This window comes from Bradyrhizobium sp., from assembly GCF_049519115.1.
Classification (GTDB): Bacteria; Pseudomonadota; Alphaproteobacteria; order Rhizobiales; family Xanthobacteraceae; genus Bradyrhizobium.
Genome location: NZ_JBEKRB010000040.1, coordinates 1 through 17852, shown reverse-complemented (window position 1 = coordinate 17852; position 17852 = coordinate 1). Strand labels below are relative to the sequence as shown.

Here is a 17852-nt window from a genome sequence, read left to right as displayed (position 1 = left end):
ATCCGTGATAATTCGAATCAGGCTGTCCCTTTTACTAGCAGGCTGAAGACATCGTGAGCGTCCCCGGAACCCGCCCGTCAGCGATCGCGCGCATCCGGGCCCTGCTAAGTCAGCCCGCCCACCATTATCGCCCGGCAACCACGGTCTTTCTCGACCTGAACGTCGACCGTGTCGCGGACGAATTTGGACTGGCCGTGCTCGGCGGCGAGCGTGGCGCGGAAAATCGGCCGACGTCGGACGCACAAACGATGGACGATGTCGAGCACAAGATCGTCGAGCGCATCGAGGCTCACAAGCAGGATGCCAACGTCATCTACCTCGACCAGCTTCACACCTATGACGAGCGGATGAATGCGCTGAGCTTCGAGGAACGTTTTGCGACCATCCAGCAGGCCGCGCCGGAAGCGGTTGGCGATTTTCGCGCCGAAGCCACCGTCGGCCGCGACGAGCTTTTCGTGCTGCGACGCCGCCTCAACGAATCGGAACTCGAGCGCGAGCAATTTCGCAAGCACCACCGCATCGAGCGGCCGGCCCGGCTGGCAAGCCCCGGCAAGATCGTCCTGAAAGCCGGCATTCTGGCGATCCTGTTCATCCTCGAGGTCGTGATCAACGGCAGCTTTCTCGCCAAGGCCAATCTCGGCGGCCTGCTCGGCGGCGCGGTGCAGGCGGTGACGTTTGCCGCGCTCAACATCATTGCGAGCTTCTTCTGGGGCTTGGTGCTGATCCGGCTCGTCAACCGCCGGAACTACTTTTTGAAGCTGGTTGGCGTTTTGTCGTTCCTTGCCTATCTCGCCTTCGCAATCGCACTCAATTTGACGCTGTCGCACTTGCGCGAGATTCCGCCCGCCGTTGCCTTAAGCGACAATGTTGGACAGGAGGTGTTGCATCGCCTCTTGACCGCGCCCTATGCCCTCACCGACATCAATTCGTGGCTGCTGTTTGCCCTTGGCTTTGTGTTCTCGCTGATTGCGATGGCCGACGGTTTGATGTTTTTCGATCCCTATATGGGCTATGCCGGTCTCGAACGGCGATGGATCGAGGCAACCCGTCAATTCGCCGATGTGCGCGGTGAATTGATCGAGCGGCTTCGCGATATCCGCGAGGACGCCACCGAAGCCATGAACGAAGCCGCGCGCGATCTTTCGGTCCGGCGCAGCGAATACGATTCGCTATTGCAAGGCCGGGCACGGCTCGCCCAGCGCTTCGACCAGCATCAAAAACAGATCGAGCAAACCACCCGCGCGCTGCTCGAGATCTACCGCGAGGCCAATCGCAAGGCCCGCTCGACGCCTGCTCCCGGCTATTTTGCCAAGCCCTACACAATGGAGCGGATCAGCTACGCGGGCAGCGAGCCGAGCGCCGGCGCCCGGGAAAATTTACGCAGCATGATTGCCGAGACGCAGGAACTGCTGAGCCAGCAGATCAAGGCCATCCACGAAGCCTTCGATCAGGCCGTGCGCACCTATCGCGAGATCGACGAGTTGCTGCCGGAGAAGAAGCGTGGCTAGACGCCGGCCGAGGCAGCGCGGTTCGTCCACACTCGGCTGGTCAGGCTTCGGCGGTGTCTTGCTGCTACTGCTGGCGATCGGAGCCGGCGGCACACTGGCTTATTTCTATTTCGCGGCCCCCGAGCGGCCGGTGCTCGATCCGCAAACGCTGTGTCCGGTCGACGGCCCGAAGGGAATTACCGTGGTGCTGGTCGACACGTCGGACGACCTGCCGGATACGACGCGGCGCGAGGTGTTGGGCCAGCTCGATGACATGATCACGACGCTGCCGCCGTTCTACAAACTCGACATCCGCGTTCTCGACATCGCCGGCGTTCGAAGCCGCTCGCTGTTTTCGAAATGCAATCCCGGCGACGGCGCGGGCTTGAGCGCATGGACCGATAATCCGCGGATTGCGCGGCTGCGCTGGATCGAGGATTTCCGCAAACCGGCCGCGGAAGCCGTGAAAAACAGCATCTCGTCCGCGAAGGCCAACAGTTCGCCGATCATGGCCGCGATACAGGACATTGCGATTGGACAATTCTCCAGCGCCGCGAGCGAAAATGCCCGAAAAACGCTCTATATTATCTCCGACATGATCGAGTACACGAAGGATTACAGCCAATATCCGCGGGCGGGCGATTTGTCGTTCCAGCGCTACAAGCAATCTCCGGCCTATCTGAAGTTTCGCACCGACCTGCACGGCGCCACCGTCATTCTCCGCTACGTGACCCGGCAAACCGGTAACCAGCAGATTGTGGACAGCACCAAGCACATGGAATTCTGGAAGTCCTGGATCGAAGACAACCGCGGCTCGTTTGGCGGCGTCAAACGGCTGCAGGGAGCCTAGTGGAGCGCCATGGCGGGTTACGACTTCAAACCTAATTTGCCGCCCGGCCTCTTCAACGGGCTCGTCTTCTTCGGCGTGGTCATCTTCGGCAGCGGTTACATCATCTTCTCGAAACTGCACGATTTCGGCGCGCTGGCGGCGACCGCCGTCCCGGTCATGGTCATGATCGGCTATGCTGTCCTGCTCGCGGCGCGGCTGTTTCGCCTGCGCGACGACCAGTCCGGCGACAATCTCTACTACATGGGATTCCTGTTCACGCTGACCAGTCTTGCCGTCTCGCTCTATCAATTTTCGGCGGCTGGCTCGGCCGAGCAGATCGTGCAGAATTTCGGCATCGCGATTGCCTCGACGATTGCCGGCATCACCTTGCGCATCATGTTCAACCAGATGCGGCGCGACCCGGTCGAGACCGAGGCCACGTCGCGGCTGGAACTGGCGGAAGCCTCGCGGCGGGTGAAGCGCGAACTCGAAAGCTCGATACTCGAATTCGGCTATTTCCGCCGCATGACCCAGCAATCCATCACCGATGTGCTGGATGAAGTGCGCGAGAGCATCGGCAAAGCGCATCAGCAATATGCCGGCGAGTTGGCGAAGCTCGCGACCAGCACAAGCCTGCCGTTCGAGGAGTCCTCCAAGATTTCCGGCGCAACCTTGTCGAGCCTGAACAAGCGTACGGTCGAAGTCCTCGAAATATCCAGGCAACTGGTCCAGGAAGGCGAAGAGCTTGCCAGGAACACCACGAGCATTGTCCGGTCGATCGATGCGCTGTTCGCGCGCCTCACCGCGCACCAGACCTCTGAAGAAGCCATCGGGACACAACTGGTTCCGATGATCGAGCGCCTCACCGAATCGGTCGATGCGCTCAACAATAACGCGCAGACGCAGGCAAGGAGTGCGGAGATCAACTTGCGACACGCCCACAGCGTCGTGGTCGCCATGAAGGAACTTCTGATCGAGATCCAGGCCACGAAACGAGGTATCATTCCGCGCGCTTTGGGCTACATGATGCCACGATCAAACGACAATCCGAGATAGGGCCGGCTTTCGGTGGAAGGACAGATACTCCAGCAGCGATCATCGTACCGGCGGGGGCTGGTGCTCGGCCTGACCATGGCCGAGATCATGGTGCTGTTGGTGTTTTGCCTCCTGATCGCGATGGCGACCTTCCTGAAACGCGAGGAAACCAGGCGCATCGCCGCCGAGCAGGAGCTCAAAGAGGAAAAACTGCAAAACGTACAAATCCGCGAAATCGTCAACACACTCAGCAAAAGTGCCGCGGTTGCGGAAAAGATCGAAGGCCTCTCGGGCTTGAGCGATCCCCAGGCGATCGACCAATACTGGCGCGAACTGGTGGATAGCCGCAGCGTCGTCAAGGAAATCGAGAAGAACCTGACCGTGAATGAGCTTCGCGAAGGCCTCGCCAATATTGCGGCGATGCGCGCCAGTCACATCGACGTCGACAAGGCTATTCGTGACGCGGAAATCGTCGGCGCCATCAATCGCGCGATGGGCAAGCCGGACGACCCGCCGGTGTCGGCGCAAAACGTGCTTGATACGCTGGCGCGCGGCATGTCACCGGGCAACGGCGGCCATCAATGGCCACCGATCATCCGGATGAGCGAGGCCGACGGCTATTTCTTCAAATCGGGAAGCGCGGAGTTGTCGCCGACTTTTCAGGAAGCATTGGTCACCAAGACCCCAACCGAAATTCTCAATTACATCCGTAAATACGACGTCGATATCATCGAGGTCGTCGGCCATACCGATGAGCGGCCGATCGGACTACGCCAATATTCCAACCTCGACCGCGACCTGCTGCCGGTGTTGAAGAACAACGCCGGGATCGTCAGCCTCGTGCCCGCGGATAATGCCGGGTTGGGACTCGCGCGCGCGGTTGCGGTCGTCAGCGTTCTGCGCCAAAGCCCGCTGCTTGCCGGATACAAACTGATTCCATTGTCGGGCGCGCAACTCGTCAATACCGATGAGACGCTCGCCATCTCCGGCTCGCCCGGCGACATTCAGCAACGCCGCCGCATCGAAATACGCTTGCGCAAATCCTCAACCGGCGAGGCGACCGGCAGCCTTCCCGCAACAGCCGCAGCTCAGCCGCGGTAGTGGAGCGGTGGGGCGATCGACTGCGTCCGGACAACAGCCGTGGTGCCACTGCGTAGTTGGCGGTCTTATCAGGGGCGCCGCAAGCGATGTTGCTCGATATCGGCGAGAACGCGGGCGATCTCGCTGGTCGGAACTGGCTTGCTATAAAAATATCCCTGAACTTCGACACAGCCTTCGAGATTGAGACAACGCATCTGCTCTTCGGTTTCGACGCCTTCGGCCGTCGTCGTCATGCCGAAGCTGACACCAAGACCCGCGATCGCGCGAACGATAGCAAGGCTGCCCTCGTCAACCAAAAGGTCGCGCACGAACGATTGGTCGATCTTGATCTTGTCGAACGGAAAACTGCGCAAATAGCCAATGCTGGAATAGCCGGTACCGAAATCGTCCATCGATATGCGAACTCCGAGTTCGCGCATTTGATTCAGGATCAAGATATTGCGCTCTGATTTTTCCAACAGGACCGACTCGGTAATCTCGAGCTCCAGCCGCGACGCCGGGAGACCCGAGGAAGCAAGGGCGCTGACGACAGTCGAGACCAGATTGCCCTTGGAGAATTGTAGGGGGGAAAGGTTGACGCACACGCGGATATCGTCCGGCCATTCCACCGCTTCCATGCAGGCGCGCCGCAAGGCCCATTCTCCGAGCTGGATGATGAGGCCCATATCCTCTGCCACCGGGATAAATTCCGACGGTGGCACCGCGCCGCGGTCCTTGTGATTCCAGCGCATCAGGGCCTCGAAGGCCGTCACGCGCTTGGTCTGCAGGTTGACCAATGGCTGGTAGTAGAGTTCGAACCCGCCCAGCGCGAGTGAGGTCCGCATGTCGCGCTCGAGCGAGCGGCGCGTCTGAACGATCGCATCCATCTGCGGGTCGAAGATGCGGTAAGTACCGCGCCCCTCAGACTTGGCGCTGTACATCGCAAGGTCGGCGCTTTTGAGCAGGTTTTCGGTGCTCATTTCGCCTGGACGAGCGATCGCAATGCCGACGCTGGCGCCGACGGTGACGTCGTGGCCATCGATAATGTGTGGCTGAGCGACGATTTCGATGATCCGTTCAGCGAGCGACGTGGAAGATGTGGGTTGCGGGCTCGACATCTGAAGGATGGCAAACTCGTCGCCCCCGAGCCGGGCAATTCGATCCGTGGACGGAAGCAAGTCGCGCAGTTTCACCGCAATTGACTTCAACAGCAAATCGCCGACGGAATGTCCAAGGGTATCGTTGACAGCCTTGAAGCCATCGAGATCGAGGAACAGAACCGCCAGCGGATGCGGAGTCACCGAGACGTCCCTGAGAGCTTCGTCGAGCTGTTCCTTGAACAGCAGGCGGTTGCCTAGCCCGGTCAGGGAATCGTGATAGGCGAGATATTGCGATCTGGCCTGCAATTCTTCGCGGTCGGCAATCTCTTCCTTTAGCCGCTGATTGGCGTCGATCAGCCGGCGGGTCCGTTCTTCGACCCGACGCTCGAGATCCTCGTTGGCTTTGCGCAACTCCTCGTTGGCCAAGGCAGCCTGTTGCTCCGCCCGCCTGCGGCTGAGCTGCGTATTCACGCGCGCCAAAGCGACTGCGAAATCGACCGGCTTGGTGACGTAATCGTTTGCACCTTGCTCGAGCGCATCGACGATATTGTCACTTTCCGATTTGGCCGTGACCATGATGACCGGCAGAGCGGAGGCGGACTTTCGGCCCCGAATGCGCTTGAGGGTCTCCATTCCGTCGATCCCCGGCATCATCACGTCAAGAAGCACGAGATCGAACTGGCTCCTCTCGATCAAATCGATCGCGATCAGGCCAGACTCCGCTTCGCTAACGTCAAAGCCCCGGCGTTCAAATCGCCGCTTGAGGACGGTACGGTTGTCGCTGATGTCATCGACTATCAGGAGGCGCGGCTGCACCTCCTGCCGGCCGTCGGCCACCTGGTTTTGAGGCAAAAAAGCCTCGCGGAGGTTAGTGGAGGAATTCGACATTTTTAATTCTGCTTCTGATTTTTATACTGCTGCTGAATGTGCGAAATTTAGTACGGCGCCGGTGGAATCTTCCGTATCCTGCTGTTCACTCATCCAGGCGAGCACCCGTATCGTGAAGCTCGAGCCCTGGCCGACTTCGCTCTTGACGGAAATGCCGCCGCCCATGAGCGCACACAGCTTCTGACTGAGCGCAAGGCCGAGGCCGGTGCCGCCATACTTGCTGGAAGTCGAGCGGTTGGCCTGACCGAAATTCTGGAACAGCCGCCCGATATCCGATTCCGCGATGCCGATACCGGTGTCCTGCACCTGGATCTCGATCCAGTCTCCCGCCTGACGCTTCCTGCGCTGTACGCTCAACGTGACCGTTCCATCCTGGGTGAATTTGGCGGCATTGCTCAACAGATTGAGCGCCGCCTGCCTTAGCTTTGTTTGATCGCTCAAGACAACGCCGAGATCCTGCGGGCACTTGACGATGAGCTTGTTCTTGTTCTCGACCACCATGGGCTCGACGGTCGCCACGACCTCCCGCACCATCTCGTTGAGATCGAACTCCCTGATCTTCAGGTCGATATGGTTGGATTCGATTTTCGAGAGATCCAGAACGTCTGTCACCAGCGACAACAGATGCTTTCCGGCGGAATTGATGCGCTGGAGATCGGCCCTCTTCCGGCTGTTCTTGCCGTCAAGTTCGACGTCATCGAGAAGGATTTCACTGAAGCCGATCACTGCGTTCAACGGTGTACGCAGTTCGTGACTCATCTTGGCAAGGAAGATCGACTTCTCCCGGTTCGCCTCATCGGCCAAATCTTTGGCCTCGCGCAGCCGGATCGCGGTCTCGCGATGCCGCTCGGCCTCGCGCTCAAGGTCCGATCGCGCCGAAATCATGTTGGCATAGTAGATCGCCATCCAGGACATGTAGACGGTGGCCGAGAGGATCGATATCCAGCCGACGATCGACAACTGATCATGAGAGAGCAGTTCGGGAAAGCCATAGGTGAGGTACGCTGCCGTAAAGCCGCCGATGTTGAACGTGAACAGCCCGACGACAAGGATCGGCCGGTCCGAGAGATAGAAAAATCCGAGCAGCAGACTGACAAGCATCCACGGCAGGAACGGCGAGCTGACGCCGCCGTAAAAATAGGCGCCGAACAACGACGCAAAGGCGAGCAGCTCAACCGACATCGTGGCCGCAAGCCGCAGATTGCCCGTGTATTTGTAAACAAAAGGCAGCGTCCAGAACAGCCAGATGCAGACGATAACGGTCCAGCAGGCAATGCCGGGGTGCGGGTCGGTGAGATACAGAAAGACGCTGATCGATTGCGAGAGGGCGGGTCCGGCCAGATGCGTGAAGACAAAGTTCTGCGCAAGCCCAAGCTCGGAGCGCTCCAGCTTGGCTTCAGCGGGAATGAACCAGTCGATGAACCTGACGATGTGGCTCCAGATTTGCATTCTTCGCCCCCGCAGACTTCTGTCGCTGCGAAACTTAGCGCGGCCGCCTTTAAAAATCGGTTTAGCTTTGCCCGACCCCGCATTAACGCGGTTTTAAGCCGAGCCTGAAAATGTTAGCCGTGGGCAACTCTGCGTGCTTGTCCGCGGTGTGTCGAAGCAGCGACCCACCGATATTTTGACAGAATCACTTTGCAGAAGGCGGCGCGACTTTCATGAAAGCGAAACTTGCAACGGCAATTGCCGCCCTTGATCGTCTGGTTAATTATTTCATCCCTGCCAACATTGCGGCTGACCGGGATGCAAGAAACCGGGCGCACGTCTTTCTTGTCAGCCACATCCTTGGCCCATTCATCGGAAGCGTGGTTCCGATCTCGATCTACGTACTGGATCCCGCGCCCGGATACGACGTCGCCGTGCTGGCGGTATCGATCATCGCATTCTGGGTGTTTCCCTTCGTGCTGCGAGCCGGCGTGCCGTATAATCCGCTGGCCCTGGTTTCGATCGAGAATCTGATCTTCTGTATTTTCTGGAGCTGCTATTTTTATGGCGGCGTCACGTCGCCGACGCTCGCCTGGGTTCTCGTCATTCCGCTGCTTGCGTTCTTCTACATCGGCTCTTCGAGCAAGCTGGCCCTGATCGTCCAGGTGATGTTTGCCGCTAACGTGGCAATCTTCAGTTCATTTTATTTCTTTGGTTTCCAGGTCAATAACAACCTGCCGGTCGCAGCGATGCAGGGCCTTGGCCTGGTGTCCACCACGGCGGCGGCGCTCTACGTCGCGATGATGGCGCTCTATTATGCGCAAATTCAAGCCTCGCACGGCGAACTGGAAAGCGAGATGCGCCAGCACGTGGCAACCGCGACGGCATTGCGCGCGGCGACCGAGGAAGCCGAAAGGGCAGGCGCGGCAAAGGCCGATTTCCTGGCCAAGATGAGCCATGAACTGCGTACCCCGCTCAATGCGGTCATCGGCTACAGCCAGATCCTGCTTGAAGACGCCGAGATCGAGGACGACAATACTAGCGTCGCGGATCTGACCAAGATTCACACGGCCGGCCAGCACCTCCTGAAGCTCGTCAACGAAGTCCTCGATCTGTCAAAGATCGAGGCCGGCAAGATGGAGATCGACCTGGAAGAGGTCGACATTTGCGAGTTGATCGAGGAAATCGCCGAAAACGCCAGGTCCGCAGCAACGAACAACGGAAACGAATTCAGCTGCGTGATTTCGCCTTACCTTGGACTAGCGCTCTGCGATTCCGGCAAATTCCGCAACATGGCCGGGCAGTTGCTCGATAACGCGGCGAAGTTTACGCAAAACGGCAAGGTGGAGATCATCGCCAATCGCACTCCAGACAAGGATGGCGACCAGCTGGTGGTTGACGTGATCGACACGGGGATCGGTATTGCTCCCAACCAGATCACGCATCTTTTCGAAAAATTCACCGTCGCCGACGATTCCAGCACGAGCAAGTACGGCGGGACGGGACTGGGGCTGGCCCTCAGCCAGAAGCTCTGCAAACTGATGGGCGGAGAGATTTCGGTCGAAAGCACGCTGGGCGAGGGCAGCCGCTTCACGATTCGCATGCCCTTAACCGCGGGCCGGCGGCGCACCGACGCTCACGTAGAGGCAACGCTTGCACCGGATGCTTCAGACGCCTCGCTCGAGCCGATCGCTGAAATCTATCATGCATAAGATTCTGCTTGTCGAAGACAACGAAATGAACCGGGACATGCTGACCCGACGTCTGCAACGTCACGGCTTTTCGGTCTGCTGCGCCCACGACGGAGCCGAAGGCGTCGCCATGGCCGCAAGCGAAGATCCAGACCTCATTCTGATGGATGTGGCGCTAGGCGAAATGGACGGCTGGGAGGCAACGCAGCTGATCAAGGCCAATCCGGCGACCTCAGCGATTCCGATCATTGCGCTCACGGCTCATGCCTTGGCCAGCGACCGTTCGAAGAGCGTGGAAGTCGGCTGCTCGGATTTCGACACCAAGCCTGTCGACCTGCAGCGCCTTCTCGGCAAGATGCGGGCATTGCTGCTTGAAGCAAAACAACCCGGCGCCGCAGTCGCCTAAGACGAGGGCGCCGGAAAAGGCGCTCTCATTCGAAAGCCTGTTCAGTATTTCGCGACGTAGCAGCCGACTGGCCACGAGACGCTGCAACGGGCCTGCGGCGTCTTAAGGATTGTGGCAATCGAGATCCAGCCTTTATGTTTAATATTCCGCTAAACGAAAATTCCGGCATTGAGTGCGCTATGCTTGTTGCTGCGCCTGAATTCGTCGATGCCAACCAAAAATTTATAACGTCATCAAAAAGTCCGAAAAAATGCCCGGCTCGGTACCAAATCCCGCCGGGTTGTTAATCTCGACCGTGCATCGTGCCCCTTTCGGCAAAATAAGAATCTAATCGGCCGAACGGGGATGACGATGAACGGCGATATTTATGCCCAAGTGCCTTCTGCTGCCCTGACGGGAAGCATGCGCGATTTCCGCGTACCGGGCGGCGCGGACCTGTTGGGTCGAACCGAAGGATTCTACCGTTGGCAGGACCTGCGACGGCAAAACGGCCTTTGGCCATTTTCGCGTGCGACTGAAGATGGGCCGAAAACCATCTGCGCGGCGCAAGACGACAGCGGCAACAAGATGCAGGGCGTCAACTTTGCATCGCAGGACTATTTGAGCCTGTCGTCACATCCGGAAATCAAGGCGACTGCAATCGAAACGATCGAGCGTTGCGGCGTCCACAGCGCGGGTTCGCCTGCTCTGGTCGGCAACACCTCGCACTCGGTGGCGCTCGAGCGCAAGATCGCCGAATTCCTGAACATGGAACACGTCGTGCTGTATCCGACGGGATGGGGCGCCGGATTCGGCGTCGTGAAGGGTCTGGTTCGTTCTGCCGACCATGTCGTGATGGATATGCTTGCGCATTCCTGCCTTCAGGAAGGCGCGAACGCCGCCACAAACAACATCCATCTGTTCCGCCATCTCGACAACAACTATTGCCGCGACGTGCTCGCCAAGATCCGCGCCAAGGACAAGGACAACGGCATTCTGGTGCTCACCGAAGGCCTGTTCTCGATGGACTCGGACACGCCCAGGCTTCTCGAGCTTCAGACACTCTGCCGCGAATACAACGCGACGCTCGTCGTCGACGTCGCGCACGATCTCGGCTGCCTCGGCAAGGAAGGCCGCGGCCATATCGGCATTCAGGACATGCTGGGCAAGATCGACGTGGTGATGGGCGCCTTTTCGAAGACATTCGCCTCGAACGGCGGATTTGTCGCGAGCAAGAGCCGGGCCGTGAAAGAATATCTGCGTTTCTACAGCGCACCGGCGACGTTCTCCAACGCGCTGTCACCGGTGCAGGCGGCGACGATCCTGAAGGCGTTCGATATCGTCGATTCGCTCGAAGGACGGGTGCTGCGGCTCGAGTTGCTCGCCAACGTCATGACGCTCCGCCGTAAGTTGACCGAGGCCGGCCTCGAATATTACGGCGACCCCTCTGCGATCGTCTGCGTCAAGATGGGATCGGAAGGGCTCGCGCGTCTAGTGTCCCGCCGCCTGCCCGATCTTGGCCTGGTTGCCAATCTGGTCGAATTCCCGGCGGTTCCAAAAGGCGCGGCGCGCATTCGCATGCAGGTAATGGCCAACCACACCGAAGAAAATATTACCGATGCCGTCCGTATCATGAAAACGGCAAAGGCGGAGGCTGCACGGGAGATGGAAAGCCTTAACCGTGAGCCAGAACGTACTGATCGAAAGGCTGCTTAAGTTTAAGCTCTCGTGTCATTCCGCAGTTGGTCTGATTGCGATGAGAGTTTCTTTAACCGCCTTCTGGTCGAATCTTTATATCAGCGGAGTTTTGGTTATGAGAATTTGGTCGTCTGCCAAGCACACCTTCATGATCTTCTGGTATCCCTACGTCAGAATGCTGAACGTCATTTTGCCGTCGATTGTTGTTCAGAAGAAACGGCTCGTCGTATTTCCTGACGTCTACAAACCGCTGGAAAACGAATATGCTTGTGCCGATTATTGCCGCGCCGGCGACAGGGTACTGGATCTGGGCTGCGGAAGCGGCGTAGGTGCCGTGTTCTGCGCACCCAAGGCAAGTGAGCTGCTCGCTGTCGATATCAATCTATCGGCGGTGAAGAATACCGCGGAGAATTGCCGCCTCAACGGCTTGAGCAATGTCACCGTCAAGCAGAGCGACATGTTTTCCGCCGTCGATGGCAAATTCGATCTGATTTTAGCCAACCCGCCCTATCTCGAGGCGGAGTTTGCAGACAACGACAAACAGTTCGCAACGTCAGTGCGCTACTTGCCTATGCTTTTCGCGCAGGTCCGCGAGCACCTCGCCGATGACGGCCGGCTTCTGATTCAGTACCCGATATGGTTCCGCGGACTGATCGAACGGCTCGGCGCAGAGCGAGGCCTGAAGCTGGTTGAGGTCAAGCGCATGCCGCTGAAATCTCCTGCGCTTCTTCTCTTGAGCCTGCTCTACATGCAATTCGGCTTCCGGTCAGCGTTCTACCTGCTCGAGCCAGTGCAAATGCCTGAGACCAAAAAACTCGCCGCCTAAGTTAAGGTTTGACACTTGCCCATGTTGTGAGGTTTGCAGCCATGGCAAACAGCCCCACATGGCATGCGATTACTTGAATCGAGGCCGACGCGGCGGCGAATCTGTTGTGTTGTCTTCCTCGACAAGCAGACTGCCGCCGGGCTTCGCAGGCGATCTTTGCCTTAGTGTTGATAGATCAGCCTTGCGCTGATCGTGCCATCGAGCGCGCGAATTTCGTCGAGCAATTCGCTGCAGTCGTGGTCAGCGAGATCTACATCCAGCACGACATAGCCAACATCGCTGTCGGTCTCGAGATATTGGGCCGCGATATTGATGTCGCGCTGGAGAAATACTTCGTTCAGGCGCCTCAGCATGCCCGGCACATTGTGGTGGACATGGCTGAAGCGTACGCCATGGGCACGCGAATGAAGCTGCACCTGCGGAAAATTGACCGCGCCCATGGTCGAGCCGTTGATGCAGTAGTCGATCAGCTTGCGCGCGACTTCCCCGCCGATCCGCTCCTGAGCCTCTTCGGTCGAGCCGCCGATATGGGGGGTCAGGATCACGTTCTTGAGACCCTGGACCGGGCTTTGAAAGCGCTCGGAATTCGATGAAGGTTCAACGGGAAAAACATCGAGCGCTGCACCGGCCAAATGTCCGTCGCGAAGCGCTGCCGCCAACGCATCCAGATCGACCACGGTGCCGCGGCTGTTGTTGATCAGGCAGGAGCCGGGTCTCATGAGGCGCAACTCCCGCGCGCCGATCATGTTGTGGGTTTCGGGCGTCTCCGGAACATGCAGGCTGACGACGTCGCTTTGCGCCAGCAAAGTTTCCAGCCGATCCACCGGCTCCGTGTTGCCGTGCCGTAGCTTGTCGGTGCGGTCGAAATAGATGACCCGCATCCCCATCGCCTCCGCCAGCGTCGAAAGCTGGGAGCCGATGTTGCCATAACCGATAATACCCAGCGTGCGGCCCCGCACCTCGCGGCTGCCGGCAGCGGATTTGTCCCAACCGCCATCATGGGCAGCGACCGAACGCGGGAAGATCTGCCGAAGCAGCATCACGATCTCGCCGATCACAAGTTCGGCAACGCTCCTCGTATTTGAGAACGGTGCATTGAAGACCGGGATGCCGCGTCGCCGGGCCGCGTTGAGGTCGACCTGGTTGGTCCCCACGCTGAAACAGCCCACCGCGACCAGATGATCGGCCGCGGCGAATACGTCCTGTGTCAGCGCCGTTCTGGAGCGGATCCCGAGCAGGGAAACGCCTTTGAGCGCTTTGCGAAGCGCCTCGCCTTCCAATGCCTTCGGCAGTCGCTCGATGGTTGAAAAACCCGAGCTTTCTAGCAATTCCACCGCGCTGTCGTTCACGCCTTCCAGCAGCAGGAGCTTTGCTTGTTCGGCGTTTGCGGTCGGCATCGCGCTTTCCAATGATTGACTGGCCGGAAAACCTTTGAGGTCAGCCGTTCTTAGAGATTTGGGCTGATTCGTTCCAGCGGATAACCCATGCCGCAACCCGCGCCGTTTCCGGTTGGCCCAATTTTACGGCACTCGGTCACCGTCTCCACTCGACAACCATGACGCTCAATCGCCTTTAAGATTAACGGCAGGTTTAAGATTTAGTGTCAATTAAGGCGATCTGGATGATCGGAGTTATCGATGGCCAAGTTTGGAATTAGCGCAAAGCTGCTCATGTTCTCTGCGATCATCTTTGCCGGCTATGCTTTTCTTGCCTGGCTCGCCAGCCACAAGATCCACCAGACCATTACCTCCGAACGCATCGAAATGGTCCACCATGTCGATGAGGTCGCCGTGTCCATGGTCAAAACCGCCTATGCGCGCTTTCAGAGCGGCGAGTTGACCGAGGAGGCCGCCAAGAAATTGGTCAAGGACCAGTTGCGGACGGTGAAATACGGAAACAGCGGCGAGTATTACTACATCCACGACTACGAAGGCACCTGCGTCCTGCATGGAGGCAAGCCGGAGCGCGAGGGTAACAACTACATCAACTTCGTCGATGGCAGCGGCCGGCAGATCATCAAGGAGCAGATCGAAGCTGGCCGCAGCGGAACCGGCGCTGTCTTTGCCTTGAGCCCGGTCGCGCGCGGCAACTCCACCGAACCCGTCATCAAGTTAAGCTATGCGATTGCTTTCGAGCCCTGGCATTGGGTCGTCAGCACCAGCATGTTCGTTGACGATATCGATGCACGCTATTCCGAAATCGCCTGGCAGTTCTTCCTGGTTGCGGGCCTTGTCGGCCTGTTCATGGCGGTCTGCGCCTACTGGTTGTCGCGCCAGATCACCCGGCCCCTTAACCGTCTCGTGCAGTTTACCGAGCAACCGATGTCGGCTGCACCGTCAGCCGAGTTCGAACGCGATCTGCGCCTCAAGGACGAGATCGGCACCTTGGCGCGCGCGCTCCAGGGCTTCAAGGGGAGGTCGGCGGAAGCCGAACGGCTGCGCGGTCAGGTCGATGTCCAGAAGGGCGAGGCCGAAGCTGCACGCCGCAAGGCCCTGGCCGACATGGTTGCAACCGTCGAGACCGAAACCGACACCGCCGTGACGGGCATCGACAACCGGATGACGGCGATGACCGAGGCTGCTTCGGTGATGAGCCGGTCGGCCGAATTGGTCGGCGCGAGCGCCCAAACCGTCGCAACCGCGTCGGCACAATCTCTCGCCAACGCGCAGACGGTCGCCAGCGCCACCGAAGAATTGTCGAGCTCGATTCGGGAAATCAGCACCCAGGTCGCCAATGCCACCAAAGCCACGGGTGTCGCGGTCACCCGCAGCGAGACCGCCCGCACCACGATCGCGACCCTGGCCGAAGCCGTCACGCGGGTCGGCCAGGTGACCACGCTGATTTCAGAGATTGCCTCGCAAACCAATCTCCTTGCCCTCAACGCCACCATCGAAGCGGCGCGCGCCGGCGAAGCCGGCAGGGGTTTTGCAGTGGTTGCGAGCGAAGTGAAGTCGCTGGCGACCCAGACCGCACGCTCGACGGAAGAGATCAACCGCCAGATCAGCGAAATCCAGAGCATCACCCAGGAAACCGTGCGCGGCATGGACGAGGTGAGCAGCACCGTGCGCACGATCGACGAAATTGCAGGATCGATTGCCGCGGCCGTCGAAGAACAGCATGCCGCGACCAGCGAAATTTCGCGCAATGTGACCGAGACGGCCAATGGCGCCCGCGAGGTCTCAAACCGCATTACCGAAGTGTCGGGCGAGGCGACGCGGCTCGGCGGCGAGGCCGGGCGGGTTCATGACTGCGCCGCCGATGTCAACGAAGCGGTGTCTTCGTTGCGCCGGGTCATCGTGACCGCCGTCCGCAGCTCTGCGGCAGCCTGATCGAGAGGCGCCGCCATTACGCTCTCTGCTACCGCGGCCGGTCGCGCAACACCGGCGGGTATGACTGCGGCGCCTCAACGCGATCATACATCGTGTAGTCGCGCGTAATCTCGAAGACCTTGCTGTCGGCCGATGCTTCCTGCGCAGCCGGCGCGTGCTCGGAAAGCACAAGAAATTTGTTTTCCCGATAGACGCTTTTGAAGAGCTCACCGGCAGGCGCCGCCGGTGCGGCATCGAGGTAGGAAACCCAAAGGGTCCGGGGTGCGGGAACAGCGCGCAAAGGATCCACGGCAGGACCGATCCTCAGACGGTAATCGCTGAAATGCTGCTCGCGCCCGGCGCGCTGGATCGCGCGATGCTGCGTATTCTGGCGCCAGCGGATAAGGGATTCCTCGTCTTCCCACCATTGGTGCGAGAGAACGACGTCAGCTCTTGAAGTGCTGGTATAGCGGTCAATGAACAGGACGCCGCCGCTGCGCTCCAGTTCGGGCTTCAGGCTGGCCGCCAGCTCGAAATAACGCGAGGCGCGGCCTTCCCGGGGGGTCACCTCAAAAAATAGCCCGATCATGGGTCTTGTCCTCAAAGCAGGCCCGGCATGTTAGCGCGCGGTTCGGCGCTTTTTTTGTGAATATAATCTTAGCCTGTGCAGAAGTCGATCTCGGTGTGCTTCTGGAAATCATGTCAATCGGAACTCCGTAGCTGGTCCATCAATGGCCCATGCCGACCGAACCGCCGAGCGCCGGTGGCGTCCTTGCGCGACCCAATTGATCTAACTCAAAATAACCGGCCGGGCGTCCACTAGCTTGGAAAAAAAGTAACGGCGTGAGGGAGGATAACCTATGACGGAGATCGTTGAGTTCGTGGCAGTGCCTTTCGATTACGCAAATGACGGCATCGTTGCCGGTGACCCCGTAAAATGTCCAAGCCCTGCAGAAGCCATTCAACATGCGCAAGACCTTTGGAAGTTCTTCGGCCATGCAGGCGCGGTGGCGCTCAGCCGCACCAGTGATTTCGAGATCGGCATGTTCGATAAAAAGCAAATTCTTCGACGATTTGGCAACGCACCCCGCGAATACTGAGCGCCGGGTGTTGCCACTGCTCTTCATTCTTCGCGTTGTCACATTCTCGATATTGCTCGCCGGCACCGCACCTGCATCGGCGGAGCCCGCCTTCAAGGTCGAGGCGATCTGCCGAACGGCGATTGGGGCGATTATGGATCGCGATCCAAAGATGATGGAGATATCTCTAACCGCCGGCGACGTGCTGTTCCTGACCTACGTCCGGCCAATCGACAATTTCGTCTGGACATATAGGTGCCGGATAGAAGGCAATCGCTCTTCGAGATTGTCGACGGTGGCAAGAAGCTGCGCATCATCAAGGATAATGGTGGCGGATCGAGCATAAAGCTGTTGTTCGATCGCGAGATGATTTTCTGAAAGCGGCCAGCAAAGCTGGTGTTGAGCTTGATTGGGGGACGTACAAGCTAACGACCGGCGCCGCCCGCGCTGACGCAAATCGCAAAAACGGCTAAAATTACCACGCAGCTTCAATAGTTTAATGGCGCGCCATTCTACACCGCTTAGGTCAATAACTTGGGCGGCTTGTTTTTATGCAGTTTCGCGCATTCTACTCGTGTCAACACTGTGTCATCAGAACGGAATCGGCAGACTCTGGGGCTGCAAGAGCCAGCAGGCCGCATTCACGGAGGCGCAATCAGGCACTTCGCGTCGTACGTTGAGTTTGAATCCCGCTCGCTTCGCCGCCAAATTGCAGCAAACCGTACCGCGACCCGCGAAAGCTACGGGAATTCCGCAGATTTTGTCGAAGATTCGCCCAGGAGATTTTGGCGAGGCGCCCTCAGTTGCGCTCGATAAGGCTCGGAGAATGCATTTTTCTCCATAGCCTCTGTACCGCATTAAAACGTCTGGTTTCCGATTTACCGGATGTAACAACGGATTCTAACCGACCCTTTTTTAAATCGTTCTCTCTCAACCGAGAGAACTGGTCTCTATCGCCAACTCTGCAAAGCGCGAACTTATACCCGGCACGCTCCTCGCCTTGTCTGCCGAAGACTCC

Annotated in this window: 15 protein-coding genes; 11 read left to right on the top strand and 4 right to left on the bottom strand. The window is 58.8% G+C overall.

Features of this window, described 5'->3' with window-relative positions; genetic code table 11:
* The first annotated feature begins 53 nt into the window (after positions 1-53).
* Genes ABSE61_RS25790 through ABSE61_RS25775 form a run of 4 tightly spaced genes read left to right on the top strand, consistent with a single transcriptional unit; the run spans position 54 to position 4452 of the window.
* A complete protein-coding gene (locus ABSE61_RS25790) occupies positions 54-1508 on the top strand; it encodes an MFS transporter (RefSeq protein WP_423873971.1) in 1455 nt (484 codons plus the stop codon).
* On the top strand, positions 1501-2337 hold the full coding sequence (locus tag ABSE61_RS25785; RefSeq protein ID WP_423873970.1) for a hypothetical protein: 837 nt from the start codon (positions 1501-1503) through the stop codon (positions 2335-2337). The genes ABSE61_RS25790 and ABSE61_RS25785 overlap by 8 nt, the downstream gene beginning before the upstream one ends.
* Positions 2338-2346: 9 nt before the next feature.
* A complete protein-coding gene (locus ABSE61_RS25780) occupies positions 2347-3372 on the top strand; it encodes a hypothetical protein (protein WP_423873969.1) in 1026 nt (341 codons plus the stop codon).
* Positions 3373-3384: 12 nt separating this feature from the next.
* Positions 3385-4452, top strand: coding sequence for a hypothetical protein (locus ABSE61_RS25775; RefSeq protein ID WP_423873968.1), 1068 nt, complete (start codon positions 3385-3387; stop codon positions 4450-4452).
* Between the two features lie 68 nt (positions 4453-4520).
* Here the strand turns inward: ABSE61_RS25775 and ABSE61_RS25770 are convergent, their stop codons facing one another.
* Both ABSE61_RS25770 and ABSE61_RS25765 read right to left on the bottom strand, forming a co-directional pair.
* Complete coding sequence (locus ABSE61_RS25770; RefSeq protein ID WP_423873967.1) at positions 4521-6419, bottom strand: putative bifunctional diguanylate cyclase/phosphodiesterase; 1899 nt, start codon at positions 6417-6419, stop codon at positions 4521-4523.
* Positions 6420-6440: 21 nt separating this feature from the next.
* Positions 6441-7868, bottom strand: coding sequence for a sensor histidine kinase (locus tag ABSE61_RS25765; protein WP_423873966.1), 1428 nt, complete (start codon positions 7866-7868; stop codon positions 6441-6443).
* 212 nt (positions 7869-8080) lie between these two features.
* Here ABSE61_RS25765 and ABSE61_RS25760 point away from each other — a divergent pair, with 212 nt between their 5' ends.
* The 4 genes from ABSE61_RS25760 to ABSE61_RS25745 all read left to right on the top strand — a co-directional run bounded on the left by ABSE61_RS25760 (position 8081) and on the right by ABSE61_RS25745 (position 12447).
* Positions 8081-9559: a sensor histidine kinase gene (locus tag ABSE61_RS25760; protein WP_423873965.1), complete on the top strand. Its 1479-nt coding sequence runs from the start codon at positions 8081-8083 to the stop codon at positions 9557-9559.
* Positions 9552-9944 (top strand): response regulator, encoded by a 393-nt coding sequence (locus tag ABSE61_RS25755; RefSeq protein WP_423873964.1) that lies wholly within the window; start codon positions 9552-9554, stop codon positions 9942-9944. The genes ABSE61_RS25760 and ABSE61_RS25755 overlap by 8 nt, the downstream gene beginning before the upstream one ends.
* Positions 9945-10295: 351 nt before the next feature.
* Positions 10296-11639, top strand: coding sequence for an aminotransferase class I/II-fold pyridoxal phosphate-dependent enzyme (locus ABSE61_RS25750; protein ID WP_423873963.1), 1344 nt, complete (start codon positions 10296-10298; stop codon positions 11637-11639).
* Positions 11605-12447 carry a methyltransferase gene (locus ABSE61_RS25745; protein ID WP_423873962.1) on the top strand — a complete coding sequence of 281 codons (843 nt, stop codon included), beginning with the start codon at positions 11605-11607 and terminating at the stop codon, positions 12445-12447. Before ABSE61_RS25750 ends, ABSE61_RS25745 begins: the two co-directional genes overlap by 35 nt.
* Positions 12448-12608: 161 nt before the next feature.
* Here the strand turns inward: ABSE61_RS25745 and serA are convergent, their stop codons facing one another.
* Complete coding sequence (serA, locus tag ABSE61_RS25740) at positions 12609-13844, bottom strand: phosphoglycerate dehydrogenase (protein ID WP_423873961.1); 1236 nt, start codon at positions 13842-13844, stop codon at positions 12609-12611.
* 240 nt (positions 13845-14084) lie between these two features.
* On the opposite strand from serA, the gene ABSE61_RS25735 reads away from it, so the two are divergent.
* A complete protein-coding gene (locus ABSE61_RS25735; protein WP_423873960.1) occupies positions 14085-15776 on the top strand; it encodes a methyl-accepting chemotaxis protein in 1692 nt (563 codons plus the stop codon).
* Between the two features lie 28 nt (positions 15777-15804).
* Here the strand turns inward: ABSE61_RS25735 and ABSE61_RS25730 are convergent, their stop codons facing one another.
* Positions 15805-16344 carry an antibiotic biosynthesis monooxygenase family protein gene (locus tag ABSE61_RS25730; RefSeq protein ID WP_423873959.1) on the bottom strand — a complete coding sequence of 180 codons (540 nt, stop codon included), beginning with the start codon at positions 16342-16344 and terminating at the stop codon, positions 15805-15807.
* 271 nt (positions 16345-16615) lie between these two features.
* Here ABSE61_RS25730 and ABSE61_RS25725 point away from each other — a divergent pair, with 271 nt between their 5' ends.
* A complete protein-coding gene (locus ABSE61_RS25725) occupies positions 16616-16855 on the top strand; it encodes a trafficking protein particle complex subunit (protein ID WP_423873958.1) in 240 nt (79 codons plus the stop codon).
* 234 nt (positions 16856-17089) lie between these two features.
* Entirely contained in the window at positions 17090-17212 is a 123-nt protein-coding gene (locus tag ABSE61_RS25720; protein ID WP_423873957.1) for a hypothetical protein, read from the top strand.
* Positions 17213-17852 lie beyond the last annotated feature (640 nt).

Coding starts and splice junctions, on each gene's coding strand:
- ABSE61_RS25725 (WP_423873958.1), top strand. CDS start 16,616: ATGACGGAGATCGTTGAGTTCGTGGCAGTGCCTTTCGATTACGCAAAT.
- ABSE61_RS25780 (WP_423873969.1), top strand. CDS start 2,347: ATGGCGGGTTACGACTTCAAACCTAATTTGCCGCCCGGCCTCTTCAAC.
- ABSE61_RS25750 (WP_423873963.1), top strand. CDS start 10,296: ATGAACGGCGATATTTATGCCCAAGTGCCTTCTGCTGCCCTGACGGGA.
- ABSE61_RS25730 (WP_423873959.1), bottom strand. CDS start 16,344: ATGATCGGGCTATTTTTTGAGGTGACCCCCCGGGAAGGCCGCGCCTCG.
- ABSE61_RS25760 (WP_423873965.1), top strand. CDS start 8,081: ATGAAAGCGAAACTTGCAACGGCAATTGCCGCCCTTGATCGTCTGGTT.
- ABSE61_RS25735 (WP_423873960.1), top strand. CDS start 14,085: ATGGCCAAGTTTGGAATTAGCGCAAAGCTGCTCATGTTCTCTGCGATC.
- serA (WP_423873961.1), bottom strand. CDS start 13,844: ATGCCGACCGCAAACGCCGAACAAGCAAAGCTCCTGCTGCTGGAAGGC.
- ABSE61_RS25765 (WP_423873966.1), bottom strand. CDS start 7,868: ATGCAAATCTGGAGCCACATCGTCAGGTTCATCGACTGGTTCATTCCC.
- ABSE61_RS25770 (WP_423873967.1), bottom strand. CDS start 6,419: ATGTCGAATTCCTCCACTAACCTCCGCGAGGCTTTTTTGCCTCAAAAC.
- ABSE61_RS25755 (WP_423873964.1), top strand. CDS start 9,552: ATGCATAAGATTCTGCTTGTCGAAGACAACGAAATGAACCGGGACATG.